The organism is Nitrosomonas sp. TNE100, assembly GCF_055387135.1.
Genome location: NZ_AP040997.1, coordinates 832,947 through 853,101 on the forward strand (window position 1 = coordinate 832,947; position 20,155 = coordinate 853,101).

17 protein-coding genes and 1 pseudogene are annotated in these 20,155 nt (G+C 43.0%); 17 read left to right on the plus strand and 1 reads right to left on the minus strand.

The window, feature by feature from the left end; genetic code table 11:
* The first annotated feature begins 76 nt into the window (after window positions 1–76).
* From ACZ5EJ_RS04070 to nuoN, 14 genes are all read left to right on the plus strand, one after another.
* Window positions 77–433: an NADH-quinone oxidoreductase subunit A gene (locus ACZ5EJ_RS04070; RefSeq protein ID WP_011634006.1), complete on the plus strand. Its 357-nt coding sequence runs from the start codon at window positions 77–79 to the stop codon at window positions 431–433.
* 3 nt (window positions 434–436) lie between these two features.
* Window positions 437–913 (plus strand): NuoB/complex I 20 kDa subunit family protein, encoded by a 477-nt coding sequence (locus ACZ5EJ_RS04075; protein ID WP_011634007.1) that lies wholly within the window; start codon window positions 437–439, stop codon window positions 911–913.
* Window positions 914–922: 9 nt separating this feature from the next.
* A complete protein-coding gene (locus tag ACZ5EJ_RS04080) occupies window positions 923–1,543 on the plus strand; it encodes an NADH-quinone oxidoreductase subunit C (protein ID WP_011634008.1) in 621 nt (206 codons plus the stop codon).
* 57 nt (window positions 1,544–1,600) lie between these two features.
* Window positions 1,601–2,854: an NADH-quinone oxidoreductase subunit D gene (locus ACZ5EJ_RS04085; protein WP_464557532.1), complete on the plus strand. Its 1,254-nt coding sequence runs from the start codon at window positions 1,601–1,603 to the stop codon at window positions 2,852–2,854.
* 8 nt (window positions 2,855–2,862) lie between these two features.
* The gene (gene nuoE, locus ACZ5EJ_RS04090; RefSeq protein WP_074685023.1) at window positions 2,863–3,339 is read left to right on the plus strand and encodes an NADH-quinone oxidoreductase subunit NuoE; all 477 of its coding nucleotides are present in this window, start codon (window positions 2,863–2,865) and stop codon (window positions 3,337–3,339) included.
* A 20-nt stretch (window positions 3,340–3,359) separates the two neighbouring features.
* Complete coding sequence (nuoF, locus tag ACZ5EJ_RS04095) at window positions 3,360–4,613, plus strand: NADH-quinone oxidoreductase subunit NuoF (RefSeq protein WP_439895591.1); 1,254 nt, start codon at window positions 3,360–3,362, stop codon at window positions 4,611–4,613.
* 61 nt (window positions 4,614–4,674) lie between these two features.
* Window positions 4,675–7,080, plus strand: a complete 2,406-nt coding sequence (gene nuoG, locus ACZ5EJ_RS04100; protein ID WP_074685009.1) for an NADH-quinone oxidoreductase subunit NuoG — start codon at window positions 4,675–4,677, stop codon at window positions 7,078–7,080.
* A 24-nt stretch (window positions 7,081–7,104) separates the two neighbouring features.
* Window positions 7,105–8,202: an NADH-quinone oxidoreductase subunit NuoH gene (gene nuoH / locus ACZ5EJ_RS04105; protein ID WP_011634013.1), complete on the plus strand. Its 1,098-nt coding sequence runs from the start codon at window positions 7,105–7,107 to the stop codon at window positions 8,200–8,202.
* Window positions 8,203–8,219: 17 nt separating this feature from the next.
* On the plus strand, window positions 8,220–8,708 hold the full coding sequence (nuoI, locus tag ACZ5EJ_RS04110) for an NADH-quinone oxidoreductase subunit NuoI (protein ID WP_011634014.1): 489 nt from the start codon (window positions 8,220–8,222) through the stop codon (window positions 8,706–8,708).
* A gap of 18 nt (window positions 8,709–8,726) precedes the next feature.
* Window positions 8,727–9,332 (plus strand): NADH-quinone oxidoreductase subunit J, encoded by a 606-nt coding sequence (locus ACZ5EJ_RS04115; protein WP_074685008.1) that lies wholly within the window; start codon window positions 8,727–8,729, stop codon window positions 9,330–9,332.
* A gap of 55 nt (window positions 9,333–9,387) precedes the next feature.
* Window positions 9,388–9,693 (plus strand): NADH-quinone oxidoreductase subunit NuoK, encoded by a 306-nt coding sequence (nuoK, locus tag ACZ5EJ_RS04120; RefSeq protein WP_011634016.1) that lies wholly within the window; start codon window positions 9,388–9,390, stop codon window positions 9,691–9,693.
* Between the two features lie 60 nt (window positions 9,694–9,753).
* Window positions 9,754–11,700, plus strand: a complete 1,947-nt coding sequence (nuoL, locus tag ACZ5EJ_RS04125; protein WP_074455959.1) for an NADH-quinone oxidoreductase subunit L — start codon at window positions 9,754–9,756, stop codon at window positions 11,698–11,700.
* An 88-nt stretch (window positions 11,701–11,788) separates the two neighbouring features.
* A complete protein-coding gene (locus ACZ5EJ_RS04130; RefSeq protein WP_074455960.1) occupies window positions 11,789–13,270 on the plus strand; it encodes an NADH-quinone oxidoreductase subunit M in 1,482 nt (493 codons plus the stop codon).
* Window positions 13,271–13,332: 62 nt separating this feature from the next.
* Entirely contained in the window at window positions 13,333–14,778 is a 1,446-nt protein-coding gene (gene nuoN / locus ACZ5EJ_RS04135) for an NADH-quinone oxidoreductase subunit NuoN (protein WP_074455961.1), read from the plus strand.
* A 21-nt stretch (window positions 14,779–14,799) separates the two neighbouring features.
* Here the strand turns inward: nuoN and ACZ5EJ_RS04140 are convergent, their stop codons facing one another.
* Entirely contained in the window at window positions 14,800–15,900 is a 1,101-nt protein-coding gene (locus ACZ5EJ_RS04140; RefSeq protein WP_074455962.1) for a PQQ-dependent sugar dehydrogenase, read from the minus strand.
* Window positions 15,901–16,006: 106 nt separating this feature from the next.
* Here ACZ5EJ_RS04140 and htpG point away from each other — a divergent pair, with 106 nt between their 5' ends.
* From htpG to ACZ5EJ_RS04155, 3 genes and pseudogenes are all read left to right on the plus strand, one after another.
* Entirely contained in the window at window positions 16,007–17,929 is a 1,923-nt protein-coding gene (htpG, locus tag ACZ5EJ_RS04145; protein ID WP_074685007.1) for a molecular chaperone HtpG, read from the plus strand.
* A 336-nt stretch (window positions 17,930–18,265) separates the two neighbouring features.
* A complete protein-coding gene (locus tag ACZ5EJ_RS04150; RefSeq protein ID WP_074455964.1) occupies window positions 18,266–19,306 on the plus strand; it encodes a PD40 domain-containing protein in 1,041 nt (346 codons plus the stop codon).
* Between the two features lie 142 nt (window positions 19,307–19,448).
* Window positions 19,449–20,029 (plus strand): annotated as a pseudogene (locus ACZ5EJ_RS04155) (IS5 family transposase); the annotation flags it as partial.
* Between the last annotated feature and the right edge of the window lie 126 nt (window positions 20,030–20,155).

Genomic DNA, 20,155 nt, shown 5'->3' on the forward strand with positions numbered 1-20,155 from the left:
ATATTTACAAATAGGAATTAAGCGAAAATCAATTTTATTTCCATGGTTTAGTAAGGAATTGGAGATGCTGGATACCATGCTTGGGAATTATTTCCCTATTTTATTGTTTATTTTGGTGGGTCTGCTAGTTGGCACATTATGTTTGGTGGCGGGTTGGTTGCTTGCGCCAAACAAGCCGGATGCCGAAAAATTGTCGACCTATGAGTGTGGGTTTGGTGCATTTGAGGATGCGCGCATGAAATTTGATGTGCGCTACTATTTAATTGCAATCCTGTTTATTTTATTTGATTTAGAAATAGCTTTCTTATTTCCTTGGGCAGTAGCGCTGAAAGAAGTGGGATTGTTTGGTTTTATTGCGATGCTAGTATTTCTTGGATTGCTCGTCGTCGGCTTTATTTATGAGTGGGCTAAGGGTGCTTTGGAATGGGATTAAATAATGGGTATTGAGGGTGCATTAGACAAAGGATTTGTTACCACAAACCTTGATTCCTTGATTAATTGGGGACGCACAGGATCAATGTGGCCTATGACATTTGGGCTGGCTTGTTGCGCAGTTGAGATGATGCAAACCGGTGCATCTCGCTATGACTTGGATCGGTTTGGAATTGTTTTTCGTCCGAGTCCCCGTCAGTCAGATGTCATGATCGTTGCGGGTACGCTATGTAATAAAATGGCACCAGCTTTGCGCAAGGTTTACGATCAAATGGCCGAACCTCGTTGGGTAATTTCCATGGGATCCTGTGCAAATGGTGGTGGGTATTATCATTATTCCTATTCGGTTGTCCGAGGGTGCGATCGGATAGTGCCTGTCGATATTTATGTGCCGGGTTGTCCTCCTACTGCAGAAGCTTTGCTTTATGGGATTATTCAGCTGCAGAATAAAATCTGGCGTACTAACACAATCGCGCGTTAGAGAATAAAAATGACAGATAGTCGCGTAGATAAACTTGCAACAAATTTACAGCAAGTACTGAGTGATCAGCAGGTTGATATGAGTCATGCGTTAGGTGAGCTAACTATTTTAATTCATTCCCGAGATTTGCTGGGTATTGCTGAAACATTAAGAAACCATACTGATTTGGCGTTTGATACGTTAGTTGATTTATGTGGCGTAGATTATAGCGAATATACGACAAATACGCATGCTGGATATAAGCGGGGTGACAAGCGCTTTGCCGTGGTGTATCACTTGCTTTCCGTTAAGCATAATCACAGACTGCGGATACGTGTATTTGTAGACGATAATGAATTTCCCATGCTTGATTCAGTGATACATATATGGCCTTCAGCTAATTGGTATGAACGAGAGGCATTTGATCTGTTCGGGATTGTTTTTAATAATCATCCAGATTTAAGAAGAATTCTTACAGATTATGGTTTTATAGGAAATCCATTTCGTAAAGATTTTCCATTGTCGGGGCATATGGAAATGCAATATGATCCAGAGCAAAAACGAGTGATATATCAGCCTATTACTATTGAGCCTCGTGAAATTACGCCATATATCATTCGCGAAGAACAATACGGTAAGGAAGAAACATGACACGCTCTATGATTAATCAGCGATCCTCACGAAGTTTTTGGGAAGGGTGTTTGTGAAATGGCTGATATTCGTAATTACACTATGAATTTTGGGCCGCAACATCCCGCAGCGCATGGGGTTTTGCGCTTGGTGATGGAGCTGGATGGTGAGGTTATTCGGCGTGCTGATCCGCATATCGGATTACTTCATAGGGCGACGGAGAAGCTCGCGGAGAATAAGACCTATATACAATCTGTGCCCTATATGGATCGGCTGGATTATGTGTCCATGATGGTCAATGAGCATGCGTATGTAATGGCGATTGAAAAGCTATTGCAGATAGATGTGCCCATAAGAGCGCAATATATTCGTGTTATGTTTGATGAAATAACGCGTATTCTCAATCACTTGCTATGGTTAGGCGCCCATGCACTGGATGTTGGGGCAATGACTGTTTTTCTATACACCTTTCGAGAAAGAGAAGATTTGATGGACTGCTATGAGGCAGTATCAGGCGCTCGGTTACATGCTGCCTATTATCGGCCAGGAGGAGTTTATCGGGATCTGCCGGATAGTATGCCGCAGTATCGATCATCAGCAATACACGATGAGAAGACAACGACAGCGCGTAATGAGAATCGGCAGGGCTCTTTGTTGGATTTTATTGAGGATTTTACTCATCGATTTCCAGGTTACGTGGATGATTACGAGACATTGCTGACAGACAATAGAATCTGGAAGCAACGCTTAGTTGATATTGGCGTGGTTTCACCTGATCGCGCTAAAGCTTTGGGATTTAGTGGGCCGATGTTGCGTGGATCTGGAGTGGCGTGGGACTTACGCAAAAAGCAACCTTATGAAGTTTATGACCAGGTAGATTTTGATATACCGGTTGGTGTCAATGGTGATTGCTATGATCGTTATTTGGTACGCATTGAAGAAATGCGTCAATCTAATTACATAATTAAGCAGTGTATTGATTGGATGAGAAAAAATTCCGGTCCTGTTATTACCAGTAACTTCAAAGTTGCACCACCTCCACGGCTGTCCATGAAACAAAATATGGAAGAAATGATTCATCATTTCAAATTATTTACAGAAGGTATGCATGTTCCGAGAGGGGAGGTCTACGCTGCTGTGGAGCATCCAAAAGGTGAGTTCGGTATTTATATTATTTCGGATGGCGCTAATATGCCTTATCGACTAAAAATACGTGCACCCGGGTTCGCACATTTAGCTGCAATGGATGAGATGGCTCGAGGGCATATGATTGCTGATCTTGTGGCAATTATTGGTACCCAGGATATAGTGTTTGGTGAAATAGATAGATGAGTTCGCTGATGTTAAGCATGGAAGCTCTAAAAAAGATTGATCGGGAAATTGCCAAATATCCCACGGATAAAAAGCAGTCGGCTGTCATGTCTGCGCTGGCCATTGCTCAAGATGAAAAAGGCTGGTTGGCAACTGAAACAATGGATTTTATTGCAAACTATTTAGAGATGCCTGCAATTGCCGTCTATGAAGTTGCTACTTTCTACAATATGTATAACCTGAAGCCGATTGGAAAATACAAATTGACTGTTTGTACCAATTTGCCTTGTGCGTTATCAGGTAGTAATCAGACTGTAGATTATCTTAAGAAGAAACTTGGCATAGGGTTCAATGAAACAACTGTGGATGGATTGTTTACCCTCAAGGAAGGCGAGTGTATGGGAGCTTGTGGAGATGCGCCAGTACTTCTGGTTAATAACAAGCGTATGTGCAGCTTTATGACTGAGGATCAAATAGACAAATTGCTTGAGGAATTAAAGAGATGACTCAACCTACTCAAGTCATCATGGCGGGTGTCGATTCTGCAGATTTAAATAATTGGCGGTTAAAAAGTTATTTAAAACGTGACGGATATGTTGCGTTAAAAAAAATTCTTTCGCAAAAAATTCCTCCGGAAGTTGTGATTGAGGAAGTGAAGAAATCTGCACTACGTGGGCGTGGTGGTGCTGGTTTTCCTACTGGCTTGAAGTGGAGTTTTATGCCAAAACAGTATACAGGTGAGAAATATCTTGTCTGTAACTCTGATGAAGGAGAGCCGGGCACTTTCAAGGATCGCGATATCATGCGTTACAATCCACATGTCCTTATTGAAGGTATGTTGATTGCTGCCTATGCGATGGGTATCCGCACCGGATATAACTATGTGCACGGCGAAATCTGGGATGTTTACGAACGAATGGAGGAGGCTGTCGAGGAAGCCAATGCGGCAGGATTTCTCGGGGAGAATATTCTGGGTTCTGGGTTCGTTTTTCAGCTCTACAATCATCATGGATATGGCGCCTATATATGTGGAGAAGAAACCGCGCTATTAGAATCGATAGAAGGTAAAAAGGGACAGCCACGCTTTAAACCTCCGTTTCCGGCTAATTTTGGCTTATACGGCAAGCCAACTACGATCAACAATACAGAAACGTTTGCTTCAGTTCCTTGGATTATGCGTAACGGGGGCGAAAGTTACTTGCAGCTGGGAAAACCGAATAATGGAGGTACCAAGATATTTTCGGTTTCCGGTCATGTAAATAAACCGGGTAACTATGAAGTGCCTATGGGCACTCCGTTTTCAAAGTTGCTGGAACTTGCCGGCGGAATGCGCGGGGGGCGGAAATTGAAAGGATGTATCCCCGGTGGTTCATCCATGCCAGTTTTACCTGGCAGCATCATGATGGAAACAGACATGGATTATGATTCAATAGCAAAAGCAGGTTCCATGTTGGGTTCGGGGGCGGTCATTATTATGGACGATACGACTTGCATGGTGCGTGCACTAGAACGCCTTTCCTATTTCTATTATGAGGAATCTTGTGGCCAATGTACTCCATGCCGAGAAGGAACAGGGTGGCTTTACAGGATCATCAATCGGATTGAGCATGGTAAAGGAAGGATTGAAGATCTGGATGTACTCAACAATCTTGCAGATAATATCCAGGGAAGAACTATCTGCGCGTTAGGTGATGCTGCTGCGATGCCAGTACGAGCTATGTTGCATCACTTCTGGGATGAATTTGTTTTTCATATTGAGCATAAAAAGTGCATGGTCTAGGTGAACCATGGTTTTAGTGCTGTATTTATCCAACTCCCGATAATCTTGGGAATTATTGCTGATGATTAATATTGAAATTGATGGCAAGCAAGTAGCCGTTGTACAAGGTAGTACCGTAATGGATGCTGCCAAGCAGGTTGGGATATACATCCCACATTTTTGTTATCACAAAAAACTGTCAATAGCTGCCAATTGTCGGATGTGCTTGGTTGAGGTCGAGAAAGCACCTAAACCTTTGCCTGCTTGTGCGACACCAGTTGCTGAAGGTATGAAAGTTTCAACGCACTCTCAGCAAGCTGTCACGGCACAAAAAGGGGTAATGGAGTTTCTGCTTATTAATCATCCGCTAGACTGCCCCATCTGTGATCAAGGAGGTGAATGTCAGTTACAGGATTTGGCTGTTGGATATGGTTCAAGTGGTTCGCGTTATCAGGAGGCCAAGCGAGCAGTAACCAACAAAAATCTTGGTCCACTCATATCAACAGATATGACTCGTTGTATCCATTGCACGCGATGTGTTCGTTTTGGGCAGGAAATAGCCGGGATCATGGAACTTGGGATGGCCGGCCGTGGAGAACACTCTGAGATTTTGACGTTTGTTGGTAAAACTGTTGATTCAGAGCTATCGGGCAATGTAATTGATTTGTGTCCGGTGGGAGCTCTAGTCAGTAAGCCTTTTCGTTACTCGGCAAGAACTTGGGAGTTATCACGCAGGAAATCAATCAGTCCACATTGCGGATTGGGAAGTAATCTGGTTGTACAAGTGAAGAATAATCGGGTTATGCGGGTGTTGCCACGTGAAAATGAAGCGATCAACGAATGTTGGCTCTCGGATAAGGATCGTTTTTCTTATGAGGGATTGAATTCTGAAGATCGTTTGACTGTCCCGATGATCAAAAAATCGGGAGAATGGCAAGCTTGTGGCTGGCAAGAAGCATTGGCTTTTACTGCGGAAGGTATCAAAAATGTAATTAATAAGTATGGTGCGCAGGGTGTCGGTGCCTTGGGGTCTGCTCATAGCACGCTGGAAGAGCTCTATTTATTGCAAAAATTGATGCGGAGATTGGGTAGCCATAATATTGATCATCGGGTACGCCAATCTGATTTCCGTGTAGATACCATGTCGCAGGGAGTTCCATGGCTGGGGATGCAAATTGCTGAGGTTTCACAACTGAAATCAATATTGGTTATTGGCAGTACATTACGCAAAGATCATCCGCTGCTTGCTCAGCGGATGCGTCAAGCAGTAAAACAAGGTGCGCAGCTGAGTGTCATTAATCCAATTGGAGATGATCTGTTTACCAAGCTCGCTTATCAAACTATTGTTGCACCATCAGCAATGTTGAATGCGGTATTACAGGTTCTTAAAGCAGTTGCAGAAATTAAAAATATGCCCATATCTGAGCAGATTGCATCTGCAGTAAATCAGGTTAATGTTTCAGAAAGCGCACGAGGAATGGCAAGTAGTCTTATAGAGCATTCTCCAGCTGCTATTTTTTTGGGTAATCTCGCTCAACATCATCCCCATTATGCTGATTTATTCAGTGCAGTACAGGCAATTTCAGAGATGACGGGAGCAAGATTTGGTGTTTTGGGAGAGGCTGCAAATAGTGTGGGTGCCTATTCTGTCGGAGTTGTACCGTGGGATGTCGGAGCGGAATCTGCTAATAAAACTGAATCAAGGAAATCTGGTCTGAACGCGGGGCAGATGTTAGGACTGGGTGCGTCAGAGGAAGAATCTGTCTGTAGCGCCTATATACTATTGAATCTTGAGCCGGAGTTAGATAGTTATGATACGCGCCGAGCATCGCAGGTAATAAATCGTGCCGAGTTTGTGGTTTCCTTGAGTAGTTATAAAGGTAATGTTCCCGATTATGCGGATGTTATTCTGCCTGTCTCTCCTTTTACGGAGACATCTGGTACTTTTGTTAACTCCGAAGGAAGAATACAGAGTTTTCAAGGTGTGGTATCTCCTCTTGGCGAAACGCGTCCTGCTTGGAAAGTATTGCGTGTACTAGGAAATTTGCTGCAACTGGAGGGATTTGATTACGACTCATCAGAACAGGTTCGTGCAGAAATCATTTCTGATAAAGAGGAATTTGTGCAAAATTTGAATAATTCACTGGATGTACTTTCTATCAAAGATTTCAGTCAGAAAGGTAGTGAGATAGAAAGGATTGGTGAGGTACCAATTTATCAGGCTGATCCAATCGTAAGGCGTGCAGTATCTTTGCAAAAGACACATGATGCTGCTCCACCTACTGCATTTGCTTCTTCTGCCCTACTCAATAAAGCTGGAATTCTGGCGGGTGAAACAGTCAGAATAGATCAACAAAATGAGGAAATTCAGTTGGTGATTTCTGTGGATGATAATTTGCCTGATGATTGTATTCGTTTGGCATGCGCTCACCCGCAAATATCCAGACTGGGAACGATGTTTGGTGAAATCAAACTGGAAAAATTATAAGAACCTGGATTTGGAATCTGATCAATGGATAGTTTTCAACCATTATTTGAACAATTATTTGGCAGCGAGTGGGGTGTTTCCCTCTTTCTATTGGCAAAGAATCTGCTGTTGATTCTGGCAATCATTATTCCATTATTGCTGGCAGTCGCATATCTTACTTTTGCAGAGAGAAAGATTATTGCATTCATGCAAGTCAGAGTAGGGCCAAACCGGGTAACATTTTTTGGTATTCCTTGGTTGGGTGGATGGGGGCAGCCTATTGCCGATGCGGTTAAGGCTATCATGAAGGAAATCATTATTCCGACCGGTGCCAATAAATTTCTATTTCTCCTTGCGCCAATACTTGCTATAACGCCTGCATTAGCGGCATGGGCTGTCGTTCCCTTCTCACCAGAACTAGTATTGGCTGATATCAATGCTGCACTGCTATATATTCTGGCTATGACATCTCTGGGTGTTTATGGTGTCATTATTGCTGGATGGGCATCTAATTCAAAATATGCTTTCTTGGGTGCCATGCGTTCTGCTGCACAGGTTATTTCATATGAATTAGCTATGGGATTTGCCTTGGTTTGTGTGTTGATGATGTCCTCTAGTCTCAACTTGGGAGATATCGTAGCGGGGCAACAGGGAGGGAGTTTTCTTAATTGGTACATGATTCCATTATTTCCGATGTTTCTAGTTTATTTTATCTCTGGAGTAGCCGAAACTAATCGATTACCTTTTGATGTGGCTGAAGGAGAATCGGAAATCGTGGCTGGTTTCCATGTGGATTATTCGGGAATGGCTTTTACCATATTTTTTCTTGCCGAGTATGCAAACATGATTCTGGTTGCAACCTTAGCTAGTATCATGTTCCTTGGAGGGTGGTTGCCCCCGGTAGATATCATTCCCTTCAATCTGATCCCGGGTGTAGTTTGGTTGTTGTTAAAGATAGCCATCATGTTGTTTTTCTTTCTTTGGTTCCGTGCTACTTTTCCTCGTTATCGCTATGATCAAATTATGCGGTTGGGGTGGAAGGTATTTATTCCAATTACGTTAATCTGGATTGTTTTATTGGGCGCAGTAATGCAATTGCCTGAAGCTGCATTGCAAAGCTTTCCATTGAATCTTTGGTTCTAGTCAAGAGGAATTTCAAAATGGAACGCATTAAACGGTTTTTAAAATCCTTTTTGCTATTTGAGTTGTTAAAGGGAATGAAAGTAACTGGACGCTATTTGTTTGCGCCTAAGGTTACTGTACATTATCCGGAAGAGAAGACGCCGCAATCACCTCGTTTTAGAGGGTTACATGCTTTGCGTCGTTATCCTAATGGTGAGGAGCGCTGTATAGCGTGTAAGTTATGTGAAGCAGTTTGTCCGGCGTTGGCGATCACTATTGAGTCAGAACAACGTGATGATGGTACACGGCGTACCACACGTTACGATATTGATCTGATTAAGTGTATTTTTTGTGGTTTTTGTGAAGAAGCTTGTCCAGTAGATGCAATTGTCGAGACACGTGTGCTTGAGTATCACGGCGAAGTTCGTGGCGATCTGACTTATACCAAAGAAATGCTGCTGGCTGTGGGTGACCGTTATGAAGAGCAGATAGCCAAAGACAGAGCAGCAGATGCTCCTTATCGTTAAACATTTAGATATAAATTTATGATTTTCCAGGATTTTGTTTTTTACAGTCTGGCTAGTGTGGTGATAATTTCTGCACTAGGAGTAATTACATTACGTAACCCCGTTTACTCGGTGCTGCTATTGGTACTTGCTTTTGTGACATCTTCCGGATTATGGATTTTACTCGAAGCGGAATTTTTAGCGATAGCTCTAGTAGTGGTATATGTAGGCGCCGTCATGGTGCTGTTTCTGTTTGTGGTTATGATGCTAGATATTAATTTAGATCAGATGCGGGAAGGATTCTGGAAGTGGTTTCCATTTGGTGCAATATTGGCTTTTATTATGACCGTTGAGATGAGTATGGTACTGATGAGCAAACAATTTAGTTCTGAAATCATACAAACTCCGGAATATAAATCAGTTGATTACAGTAATACTAAAGAATTGGGTCGATTGATTTACACTGAATATGTGTATGTTTTCGAATTAGCTGCAGTCATTTTGTTAGTGGCAATGGTTGCTGCTATAGCTATAACCTTGCGCCATCGCACCGATAAAAAATCTTCTAATGCCTCCAGGCAGATAGCTGTTAGCCGTAACGAGCGGTTAAAAGTAATATCTATGCCTGCAGAAAAAAAAGAATGATTTTTCCCCAGGGATTTCAACTATCTCAAATATTTTCATTTGAAGGGTAATCATCTTGGTATCACTATCACATTATCTTGTGCTGGGCGCTGTTCTGTTTGCCATTGGGGTTGTAGGTATTTTTCTCAACCGTAAAAATGTCATTATTTTGTTAATGTCCATTGAGCTGATGCTACTGGCAGTTAATATAAATTTTGTCGCTTTCTCATATTATTTACAGGATATAGCTGGGCAGATTTTTGTATTTTTTATTCTGACTGTGGCTGCAGCCGAGGCTGCTATTGGTTTAGCGATTTTGGTCGCTTTATTCAGAAACATACGTACTATCAACGTAGATGATTTGGATAGACTTAAGGGTTGAACGGCAGGCAGTTTTATATCCAGTCAGTTTGTTAAACAGTATTGTTAATTGATACCTTAGATGGAAAATCTTTATTTACTAGTACCAGCGGCACCCTTGTTAGGAGCAATCGTTGCCGGGCTGTTTGGGCGACAGATTGGTCTGATAGGGAGTCATCGTGCGACGATTGCGTTAGTGGCACTGTCATTTATTGCATCTGTTGTAATTTTTATCGATGTATTACAAGGAAATCTTTATAACGGTAGTGTCTATACCTGGATGACATCAGGCGAGACTGTAATTGAGATAGGATTTTTGATTGATACGTTGTCAGCCACGATGATGATGGTGGTAACAGGTGTATCGTTAATGGTGCATATTTATACTATCGGCTATATGCAGGGAGATCCAGGGTATCAGCGATTTTTTAGCTATATATCGCTATTTACGTTTTCGATGCTGATGCTGGTGATGTCAAACAATTTCCTGCAATTGTTTTTTGGCTGGGAAGCAGTCGGACTGGTCTCTTATTTGTTAATCGGTTTTTGGTACACTCGCCCGACGGCAATTTATGCCAATCTCAAAGCATTTCTGGTTAATCGGATCGCTGATATAGGCTTCCTGCTGGGTATCGCTTTAATACTGGCAAATGTCGGCACTTTGGATTACGAGCTTGTATTTACCCATGCGGAATACCTTGCATCCCGTACTATTGAAATCATGCCTGGTGAATCCTGGATGTTGATGACAGTAATATGTTTGCTGCTTTTCATAGGTGCGATGGGTAAATCTGCTCAATTTCCCCTGCATGTCTGGTTGCCGGATTCAATGGAGGGGCCAACACCAATTTCGGCTCTGATTCATGCTGCAACCATGGTAACAGCTGGTATCTTCATGGTAGCTCGCATGTCTCCTCTGTTTGAGTTATCTGTTACAGTGCACTCGGTTATTTTTGTGATTGGTGGAATTACCACCTTGTTTATGGCGCTGGTAGCGGTAGTACAGAATGATATCAAGCGAGTCGTCGCGTATTCAACGCTATCCCAGCTCGGATACATGACGGTAGCGCTGGGCGCATCTGCTTATTCAGCGGCTATCTTTCATCTTATGACGCATGCCTTTTTCAAGGCATTACTGTTTCTGGGTGCAGGGTCCGTCATTATCGCCATGCATCACGAGCAGGATATGCGCAAGATGGGTGGACTTAAACGATATATGCCGATTACATTTGGCACCATGTTTGTTGCTGCATTGGCCAGTGCAGGAGTGCCAGGTTTTTCAGGTTTTTTCTCTAAGGATGCGATTATTGAAGGAGTTCTCCTCTCGGAAATTCCTGGGGCAGGATTCGCCTATTTCTGTGCGTTAAGTACAGTATTCGTTACTGCGCTGTATACCTTCCGGCTAATATTCATGACTTTCTATGGCGAACCAGGTATGGATAGCCATACACGTGATCATCTGCGTGAATCCCCTTGGGTAGTGACGGTACCACTAGTTTTATTGGCAATTCCTACTGTGGCGGCTGGCTGGCTGATTGATCCAATGCTTTTTGGAGGTTTCTTCACTGAGGCTATTTATATAGATGCGCAGCATGATGTCATGGCCAAGATGGGCGAGAGCTATACAGGAATATTCGGCATGATGATACATGCTTTGACTGCCCCTCCGTTCTGGCTGGCGATGTCAGGAATTTTTACTGCCTGGTTTTTGTATCGTTATCAAACTGCATTACCCGGTAAAATTAAAAAACTGGCTAATCCGGTTTATGTTCTGCTTGATCGAAAATATTTTATTGATGAGCTGTACAGCTGGTTATTTGCGGGTGGTTTACGTACGCTAAGTACCGTGCTGTGGAAATATGTAGATATGAAAGTCATAGATGGTTTGATGGTTAATGGCACGGCAAGAGCGATGGGTTGGTTTGCGATGGTGGGACGTCGCTTTCAGTCCGGGTATATCTACCATTATGCATTTAGTATGATTGTGGGTGTATTTGTTCTGATGAGTATATGGCTGTTTCCTTTTTAGGCTTCAGGGAATTGAAAACGGACTGAACTTCTTTCTGTTCTCTGGGATAACTAATACGCATTGAAATGCGATTTAAGACGAAAAAAACATGTTATTTGGATTTCCGCTGTTAAGTCTAATTATCTGGCTACCAATTATTTCTGGTTTAATCGTATTTTTGATGAGTGACCGAAATACTCAAGCGGTACGCTGGGTTGCTCTGGCTGGATCTGTGGCCGGTTTCCTCGTAACACTTCCGCTTTATAGTGGATTTGATACATCCATGGGTTCGATGCAGTTTATCGAGCGGAATGTATGGTTTGAACGCCTCAATGTCTATTATTATTTGGGGGTTGATGGCATATCAATGCCATTAATTTTATTGAACAGTTTTACGACCCCGCTGGTCGTGATTGCCGGATGGGAGGTGATTCGTGAAAAGGTTTCCCAATATATGGGAGCTTTTTTGATCATGTCCGGTGTTCTCAATGGGGTGTTCGCGTCACTGGATGCCATATTGTTCTATTCTTTCTGGGAAGCATCACTGGTTCCAATGTTTATCATTATTGGAGTCTGGGGAGGGCCTAACCGGATTTATGCAGCTCTAAAGTTTTTTCTTTATACATTTCTGGGATCTCTATTGATGCTGGTGGCGCTGATTTATTTATATCAGGCTTCTGGTGGTAGCTTCTCAATTCTCGATTATCATCATCTTCCTATACCGATGGCCGCACAAATCCTTATTTTTATAGGATTTATGGTCGCCTTCGCGGTTAAGGTGCCGATGTGGCCAGTGCATACTTGGTTGCCGGATGCGCACGTTGAAGCACCTACAGGTGGTTCGGTAGTACTGGCAGCTATCCTGCTTAAACTGGGTGGATACGGTTTTCTCAGATTTTCTTTACCAATTACGCCAGATGCGAGTCATGAGTTGTCATGGATATTGATCGCTTTATCGCTGATTGCCATTGTATATATTGGCATCGTTGCGTTAATGCAGCGTGATATGAAGAAGCTGATTGCCTATTCTTCAGTTTCTCATATGGGATTTGTTACGTTGGGCTTTTTCCTGTTCAATCCTATTGGAATAGAAGGAGCCATGGTGCAGATGATTTCGCATGGATTCATTTCTGGCGCTTTGTTTCTATGTGTTGGTGTTTTATATGATCGCTTGCATACTAGGATGATCGCAGATTATGGTGGGGTAGTTAATAAAATGCCAGTTTTTGCTGCTCTTTTTATGTTGTTTGCAATGGCTAATTCCGGGCTTCCAGGCACCAGTGGTTTCGTAGGTGAATTTATGGTGATTATGGGTTCCATGGAAGTGAATTTCTGGTATGCATTTTTTGCTGCGCTGACATTGATTTTGGGGGCGTCTTACAGTCTGTGGCTATATAAAAAAGTTGTGTTTGGTGCCGTGGCAAATCCCAATGTCGAAGGAATGAAAGATATTTCCGCACGTGAATTTTTGGTTTTGGCTATCCTGGCGGTTGCAGTTCTAGCTCTGGGTATTTATCCGCTGCCACTTACCGAAGTTATGCATGTTACGGTTGATAATCTGCTGGAGCATGTTGCACGTACCAAGCTTTAAGATATTTAGCTAAATTTTTGGATAATAAAAATACTTTCCTGATCGGAAATTAAGGATTTTTCATGGATTTTTTGTTACCTGACTTCACACCAGCTTACCCTGAAATTTTCCTGCTGTTCATGATTTGCGTGATCATGCTTGCTGACTTGTTTGTAGGAGAAAAAAACCGGCTTCTGTCATTTTATTTGTCATTATTGACACTGGCCGGATGTTCATTCATTACGTATGACATATATAGCACAGAAGTTCGTTATACTTTCTCAGGCATGTTTGTCGGTGACGCAATGTCAGATACGCTAAAACTGATGATTTATCCTACTGTTGCGGCTGTGTTGATCTATTCCCGCGCATACATCAGTCTCCGGGGTCTATTGAAAGGGGAGTTCTTCAGTCTCGCATTGTTCGCCACACTGGGTATGATGGTTATGGTTTCTGCAAGCCACCTTATTACCCTTTATCTGGGAATTGAACTGTTATCTCTGTCGCTTTATGCCATGGTAGCGTTGCAACGTGAATCGGCTGTTGCTACCGAAGCAGCCATCAAATTTTTTGTTCTGGGCGCACTGGCTTCCGGGTTTTTGCTTTATGGCATGTCAATGCTATATGGCGCAACTGGAACATTGCATATTTCGGAATTGACGAAGAGCATCCAACAAGGTACGGCAGATCATGACATCTTTATCATCGGTCTGGTTTTCGTTGTTGCCGGTATCAGCTTTAAACTCAGCGCAGTACCATTTCATATGTGGGCTCCAGATGTTTATGAGGGAGCGCCTACTGCAGTAACATTATTTATCGGGTCAGCACCTAAGCTGGCGGCTTTTGGTTTTGTTATGAGATTGCTGGTGGAGGGCCTGGGAGAGCTGGCTACTGATTGGCAGGGAATGCTGGTCTTGCTGTCAGTGGCCTCGATGGCGGTTGGTAATTTTGTAGCGATAGCTCAGCTAAATATTAAGCGGATGCTGGCTTATTCAACAATTTCGCATATAGGATTTGTTTTGCTCGGTTTTATTGCGATAGGAGAAAACGGCTACAGCTCAGCCATGTTCTATGTGATTGCTTACGTATTAATGACGCTGGGTGCATTTGGAATTATTATGTTACTCTCCCGGGAAGGATTTGAGGCGGACAAAATCAGTGATTTTAAAGGTCTTAATCAACGTAGCCCGTGGCTCGCATTTATGATGTTGTTAATAATGTTTTCTATGGCGGGAGTTCCCCCCATGATTGGATTCTATGCAAAACTAGCTGTTTTCCAGGCCGTCCTGGAGGCAGGGTATGTATGGTTAGTGGTTGTTGCAGTTATACTGGCGCTAATTGGTGCCTTTTATTATTTACGCATCGTCAAGTTTATATATTTTGATGCGCCGGAAGATACCCGACCGATTTTATTCAAGCCGGATGTCAGGATACTTATCAGTACAAACGGATTGGCTATAGTACTTCTGGGCATGTTCCCGCAGGCACTTATGGGTTTGAGCTTGTCTGCCATTCAAAACTCCATGTAAAAATTATGGCAGGTGGGAGAGTTATGGCTGATTATAGCTGATACGATAAATCACACCTGCCATATCATCCGTGATCAGCATCGCTCCATCCGCTGTTATTAGTATGTCAACCGGTCTGCCCCAGGCTTCGTTATCCTGCAGCCAGCCTTCCGCAAAAGATTCTTTTGTAGTAACCTTATTTTCCTCAATCTGTACCCGTTCAATACGATAGCCTGTTTTTGTACTGCGGTTCCACGAACCATGCTCTGCAATAAAGATGTTGCCATGGTATTCAGCGGGGAACATGGTGCCGGTATAAAATCGCATTCCCATTGGCGTAACGTGAGGATCAAGTTCAGCGGCAGGAGGAGTAAACTTATTGCAGTCATATTTTGCCCCAAGTTTGGGATCAGCTACTTCTTGACCATGGCAGTAAGGGAAACCGAAATGCATTCCTTTCTCTGGAGCATGATTCAACTCATCTGGCGGAAGATTATCTCCCATCCACGCCCGGCTGATATCGGTGAACCACAATTCCTTTGTGATGGGATGCCAGTCAAATCCTTCTGTGTTACGTACCCCTTTCGCGAATACTTCATAGTTTGTACCATTCGGTTTTATGCGTGAAATTAGAGCAAAACGATCCAGATCCGTTTCGCAGATATTGCAAGGTGAGCCAACAGAAACGTACAGCCAATCATCCGGACCAAACGCTATGTTTCTCCAACCGTGATAGGTTTCTTTAGGGTAATCAGTCGTTATAATGTGCGGTGGTGCTGGGTGATCGAGCGTATTTTCAATATCATCAAAACGCAGGATTCTGTTAACCGATGATACGTATAAAGCACCGTCATGAAATGCTACTCCGGAGGGCATTTTGAGCTTGCTGGCAATAATGCGGACTTGGCGTTTTCCCTCGTTTTCTGTGATGGCATAGATATTGCCTGCCGATTTGGAACCTACGAATACTGTTCCTTTATCGCCTAATGTCATGGCTTGTGCATCCGGTACATATGCCCAAATACTGATTGAAAACCCGGAGGGTAGCTTGATTTTATCAAGTGGAAGCTCTAATTCTTGAGCATTAACTTGGAAGGTGACTGCACATAGCGATGCCGAGAAAACAAAAGATAAGAATTTCATACAATCGAACAAGTAAAAATTAAGGAATAGAGGTTTCGAGATTGAAGTAACTTGAAATCGGGAAACCTGATCCCACAATGTTAGCGCATTTTTTAAGGAGGAAAGTATGCAAACTGCAGAAAACGTCGAACACTTGAATTTTCAGGCTGAAGCGAAACAGCTTTTGAGACTGATGATTCATTCCCTTTACAGTAATAAGGAAATTTTTCTACGGGAGTTAATTTCGAATGCTTCGGATGCCGCAGACAAACTGAGGTTTGAAGGATTATCCGATACGGCATTATATGAATCCGATCCGGATCTTAAAATCCGTATTGCTTACGATAAAGAGGCGCGTACTATCACGATCAGTGATAATGGTATCGGTATGTCCAGACAGGAAGTGATTGATAATATTGGTACTATTGCCAAATCTGGTACACGGGAATTTATTGATTCGCTGACAGGTGACCAAGCTAAGGATGCCAACCTAATTGGACAGTTTGGCGTAGGTTTTTATTCGGCATTTATTGTTGCAGACAAAGTAACGTTGACTACTCGCCGTGCAGGCCTGACTACTGAGCATGGAGTGCGCTGGGAATCCAGTGGTGAGGGTGAATACACGCTGGAAACCGTGGAAAAAGGGGATCGGGGTACAGAGGTTGTTTTGCATCTGCGTGAAGACGAGGATGAGCTGTTAAGCGGCTTTCAGCTGCGTTCTATCATCCGCAAGTATTCAGATCACATCACGCTTCCTATCATTATGAAGAAGGAGGTATGGGATGACGAGAGCAAGGCATACAAAATAAGTGATGAAGAAGAAACAGTCAATCAGGCCAGTGCAATCTGGGCGCGGCCTAAAAATGAGATTACGCAAGAACAGTACGATGAATTTTATAAACATGTAGCGCATGATTTCGAGCCGCCGCTTGCTCATGTACATGCCAGAGTTGAAGGTAAGCAGGAGTATATTCAGTTGTTATATATTCCCGCCCATGCGCCGTTTGACCTGTTTGATCGCGAGCATCGTCATGGCCTCAAACTCTATATCAAACGTGTGTTTATTATGGATGATGCGGAGAAATTGTTGCCAGGGTACTTGCGTTTCATTCGCGGCATTATTGATTCAAACGATTTACCATTGAATGTTTCCCGTGAAATCCTGCAAGAATCGAAAGATATTGACAGCATTCGTGCCGGCTCGGTGAAAAAAGTACTGGGGTTGATTGAAGATCTTGCAACGAGTGATAAGAGCGAGGATCAGGAAAAATTTAAAATCTTCTGGCGTGAATTTGGCCAGGTACTGAAAGAAGGAGTTGCGGAAGATTACAGCAACCGTGAACGTATCGCTAAATTGCTGAGATTTACTTCAACACATGATGAACAAGAAGAGCAGACGGTCTCGCTGGATGATTACATCGCCCGGATGAAACCAGAACAGGAAAAAATTTACTACATTACTGCAGATGGTCTGAAGGCAGCCCAAAGCAGCCCACATCTGGAAATATTCCGTAAAAAAGGGATCGAGGTTCTGTTGTTGCATGATCGTATTGATGAATGGCTGACAGCCAATCTAAATGAGTATGCGGGTAAATCTTTACAATCTATTGCCAAAGGTGATCTGGATCTAGGCAAGCTGGAAGATGAAGTAGAAAAGCAAGAGCATGAAAAGGAAGCAGGAGATTTTCAGGAATTAACAGCAAAAATGAAGGAAGTGCTGGGTGAGCTAGTCAAGGATGTGCGCATTACCTACCGTTTGACGGAATCGCCAGCCTGTTTGGTAGCTGATACACACGATATGAGTGGTAATCTCGGACGACTGCTGAAATCTGCTGGTCAGAAAGTTCCGGATAGTAAACCGTTTCTGGAAATCAACCCGCATCATCCCATGGTTCAGCGCCTGAAATATGAAGAAGCCAAATTTGCTGACTGGAGCCATATTTTGTTTGATCAGGCATTGCTGGCCGAAGGGGGGCAGCTCGAAGATCCAGCTAGTTTCGTCAGACGATTGAATGATTTGCTGCTGCAAAATATTTTAAGCGGAAAATAAGATATCGAGGATTGGTTGTGCGTACACTATAAATTTGTCTAACAGTGTTTTTAAAATCCGGTTGTATAGAGTGAAAGCACAAGGTGCGCGAAGTTCAGCAACGAGACGTTACTTAAGGCAGTGCTCACCGTGCACTGCCTTGTTTTGCCTAAAAAAACCAACTTTAGAAGTATTCTCAAATAATATTGGCAAGTTTAGCGTGTTAATCTGAAGAGGAGAAATAGAGCAAACAGCGATTCTATTTCTTTATCTTGACACTCCAGTAATTCATCATATACCCTCCTAATCTCAAAAAGAGAACGATTAGTTTACTTTTGTCCGGAGAGGAGAAGCAGAATGAGAGATAACTCTGTTATAAAACTTTGTTCCACACTACCGATTTTAATGCTGGCCAGCAATCTGGCTTATGCCATGCCTGGTATGCATGGAGCAGAAGGTGTAGCTGAGCCACCAGCCGCATCAAAAAGTATGGGGGCTCCTATTAACTCGCCCGGTACTGAAATAGAGATAACTTACAGTGCGGATGGCAAAACAGCTATTTTCGTTTCAACGCGCGAAGGTAGTATCAAATCACCGGGCAGTGCCTATAACTTTGATATATGGATGTCTCATAATATAGATGGCATATGGCAGGAACCTGTTCATCTTGGCTCCGATATTGATCCGACTGTAGGCCCTAATATCAATACTACAGCCTGGGAGTTAGAGCCAAGTCTTTCAGATGACGGAAATGTTATTTATTTTACGAGATATGAGCCGGACAACCTGTTGTCGGGGGATCTTTATGTTGTTCAGAGAGTGAACGGCGTATGGCAAGCACCCAAAAACTGGAATGATATGCCGGAGCTTCCCAGTATCAATACATCAACTGGCGAAGAACACTGCCCGATTATTGCCTCTGACAGTCTAATTTATTTTAACTACAGCCAGCCTGGGGTAACTCAGGAGAGTGATATCTGGAAAGTTGAGAAAAAAGATGGTATATGGCAAAAGCCGGTAAGCTTGGGATCGAAAATAAATTCTCCACAGCGCGACCACATGCACTGGACTGGCTTGTCAAAAAATGGCAAAAGTCTGGTTCTTACCAGTATGCGGACAAATCTGGGTTCGCGGGGTGGGCATGATATGTGGATTGCTCATCAGGATGAAAAGGGTGAGTGGCAAGAGCCGGTCAATCTTGGTGATGTTATCAATACCTCGGGAGAAGAAATGTGCTGGACTTTTACGCCCGATGGCAAGAAGTTTACCGGTAGCTGGGGGCCACAAGGTACGTTTGATACGGATATCCACTGGATAAGTAAAGAAGATATTCCTTTGTTAAAAACATTCGAGCCGATGGGACCTCCCCCCAATTTACTTATCAACAGTAACGGCTAAACAAGCTTGCCTCTGGTTTTTCCAAGCGGGCCACTTTTCAATAATACAAAGAGCTCCAAATTTATTTGGGGCTCTTTGTACAAATACTTCAGCCTGAATATCGGTATGTGTGAACTCCTCAATTTCATCAAAACTGTTGTGTGACGAAGATATTTGGGAAAAATTGCTGGAAATTCTGATGGATGATCTGGATTATGAATAGCTGATGATTGATGCTAGCCACTGTAAAGTTCATCCACATGCCAGCGGAGCCAGAGGTGGCAGGAGGACAAAAAGGGACTCAACACCAAAATATATCTGGCCGTGGATACGCATGGTATGCTGGTCAAAACCCTTGTTACACCAGGTGTCACTACTGATTGCGTGCAAGTTAGGTACCTGATTGAAGAAGTTAGTGCAGATTACCTGTTGGCAGATCGTGGCTATGATAGTAATGCAATCATTGATCTGGCGAAAAAACAGAAGATGGAAATTGTTATCCCGCCCAAAAAGGATCGAAAGATAAAAACGTCTAATGATAAAGCACTGTATGAACTGAGGCATCTTGTCGGAAATGCTTTCCTTCATCTCAAAAGATGGCGTGACGTTGCCACAAGGTACGCCAAAAATACCGCTTCTTTCCTTGCCGCCGTACAAATTAGATGTATCGCCCTCTGGCGGGTGTCTCGTGACTACGATGTCTGGGATGTGGCTCACATTTTCCTGAAAATATTTTTCCACTGAATATTTGCTATCCATCTTATCAATATCCACTTTGAACCCCGATAAAGACAGGATCAATCTGTATGTTTATCAAAACTGCACTAAAATACCGCCCGGTATGAAAAATATAAAATGCAGTCACTTGAT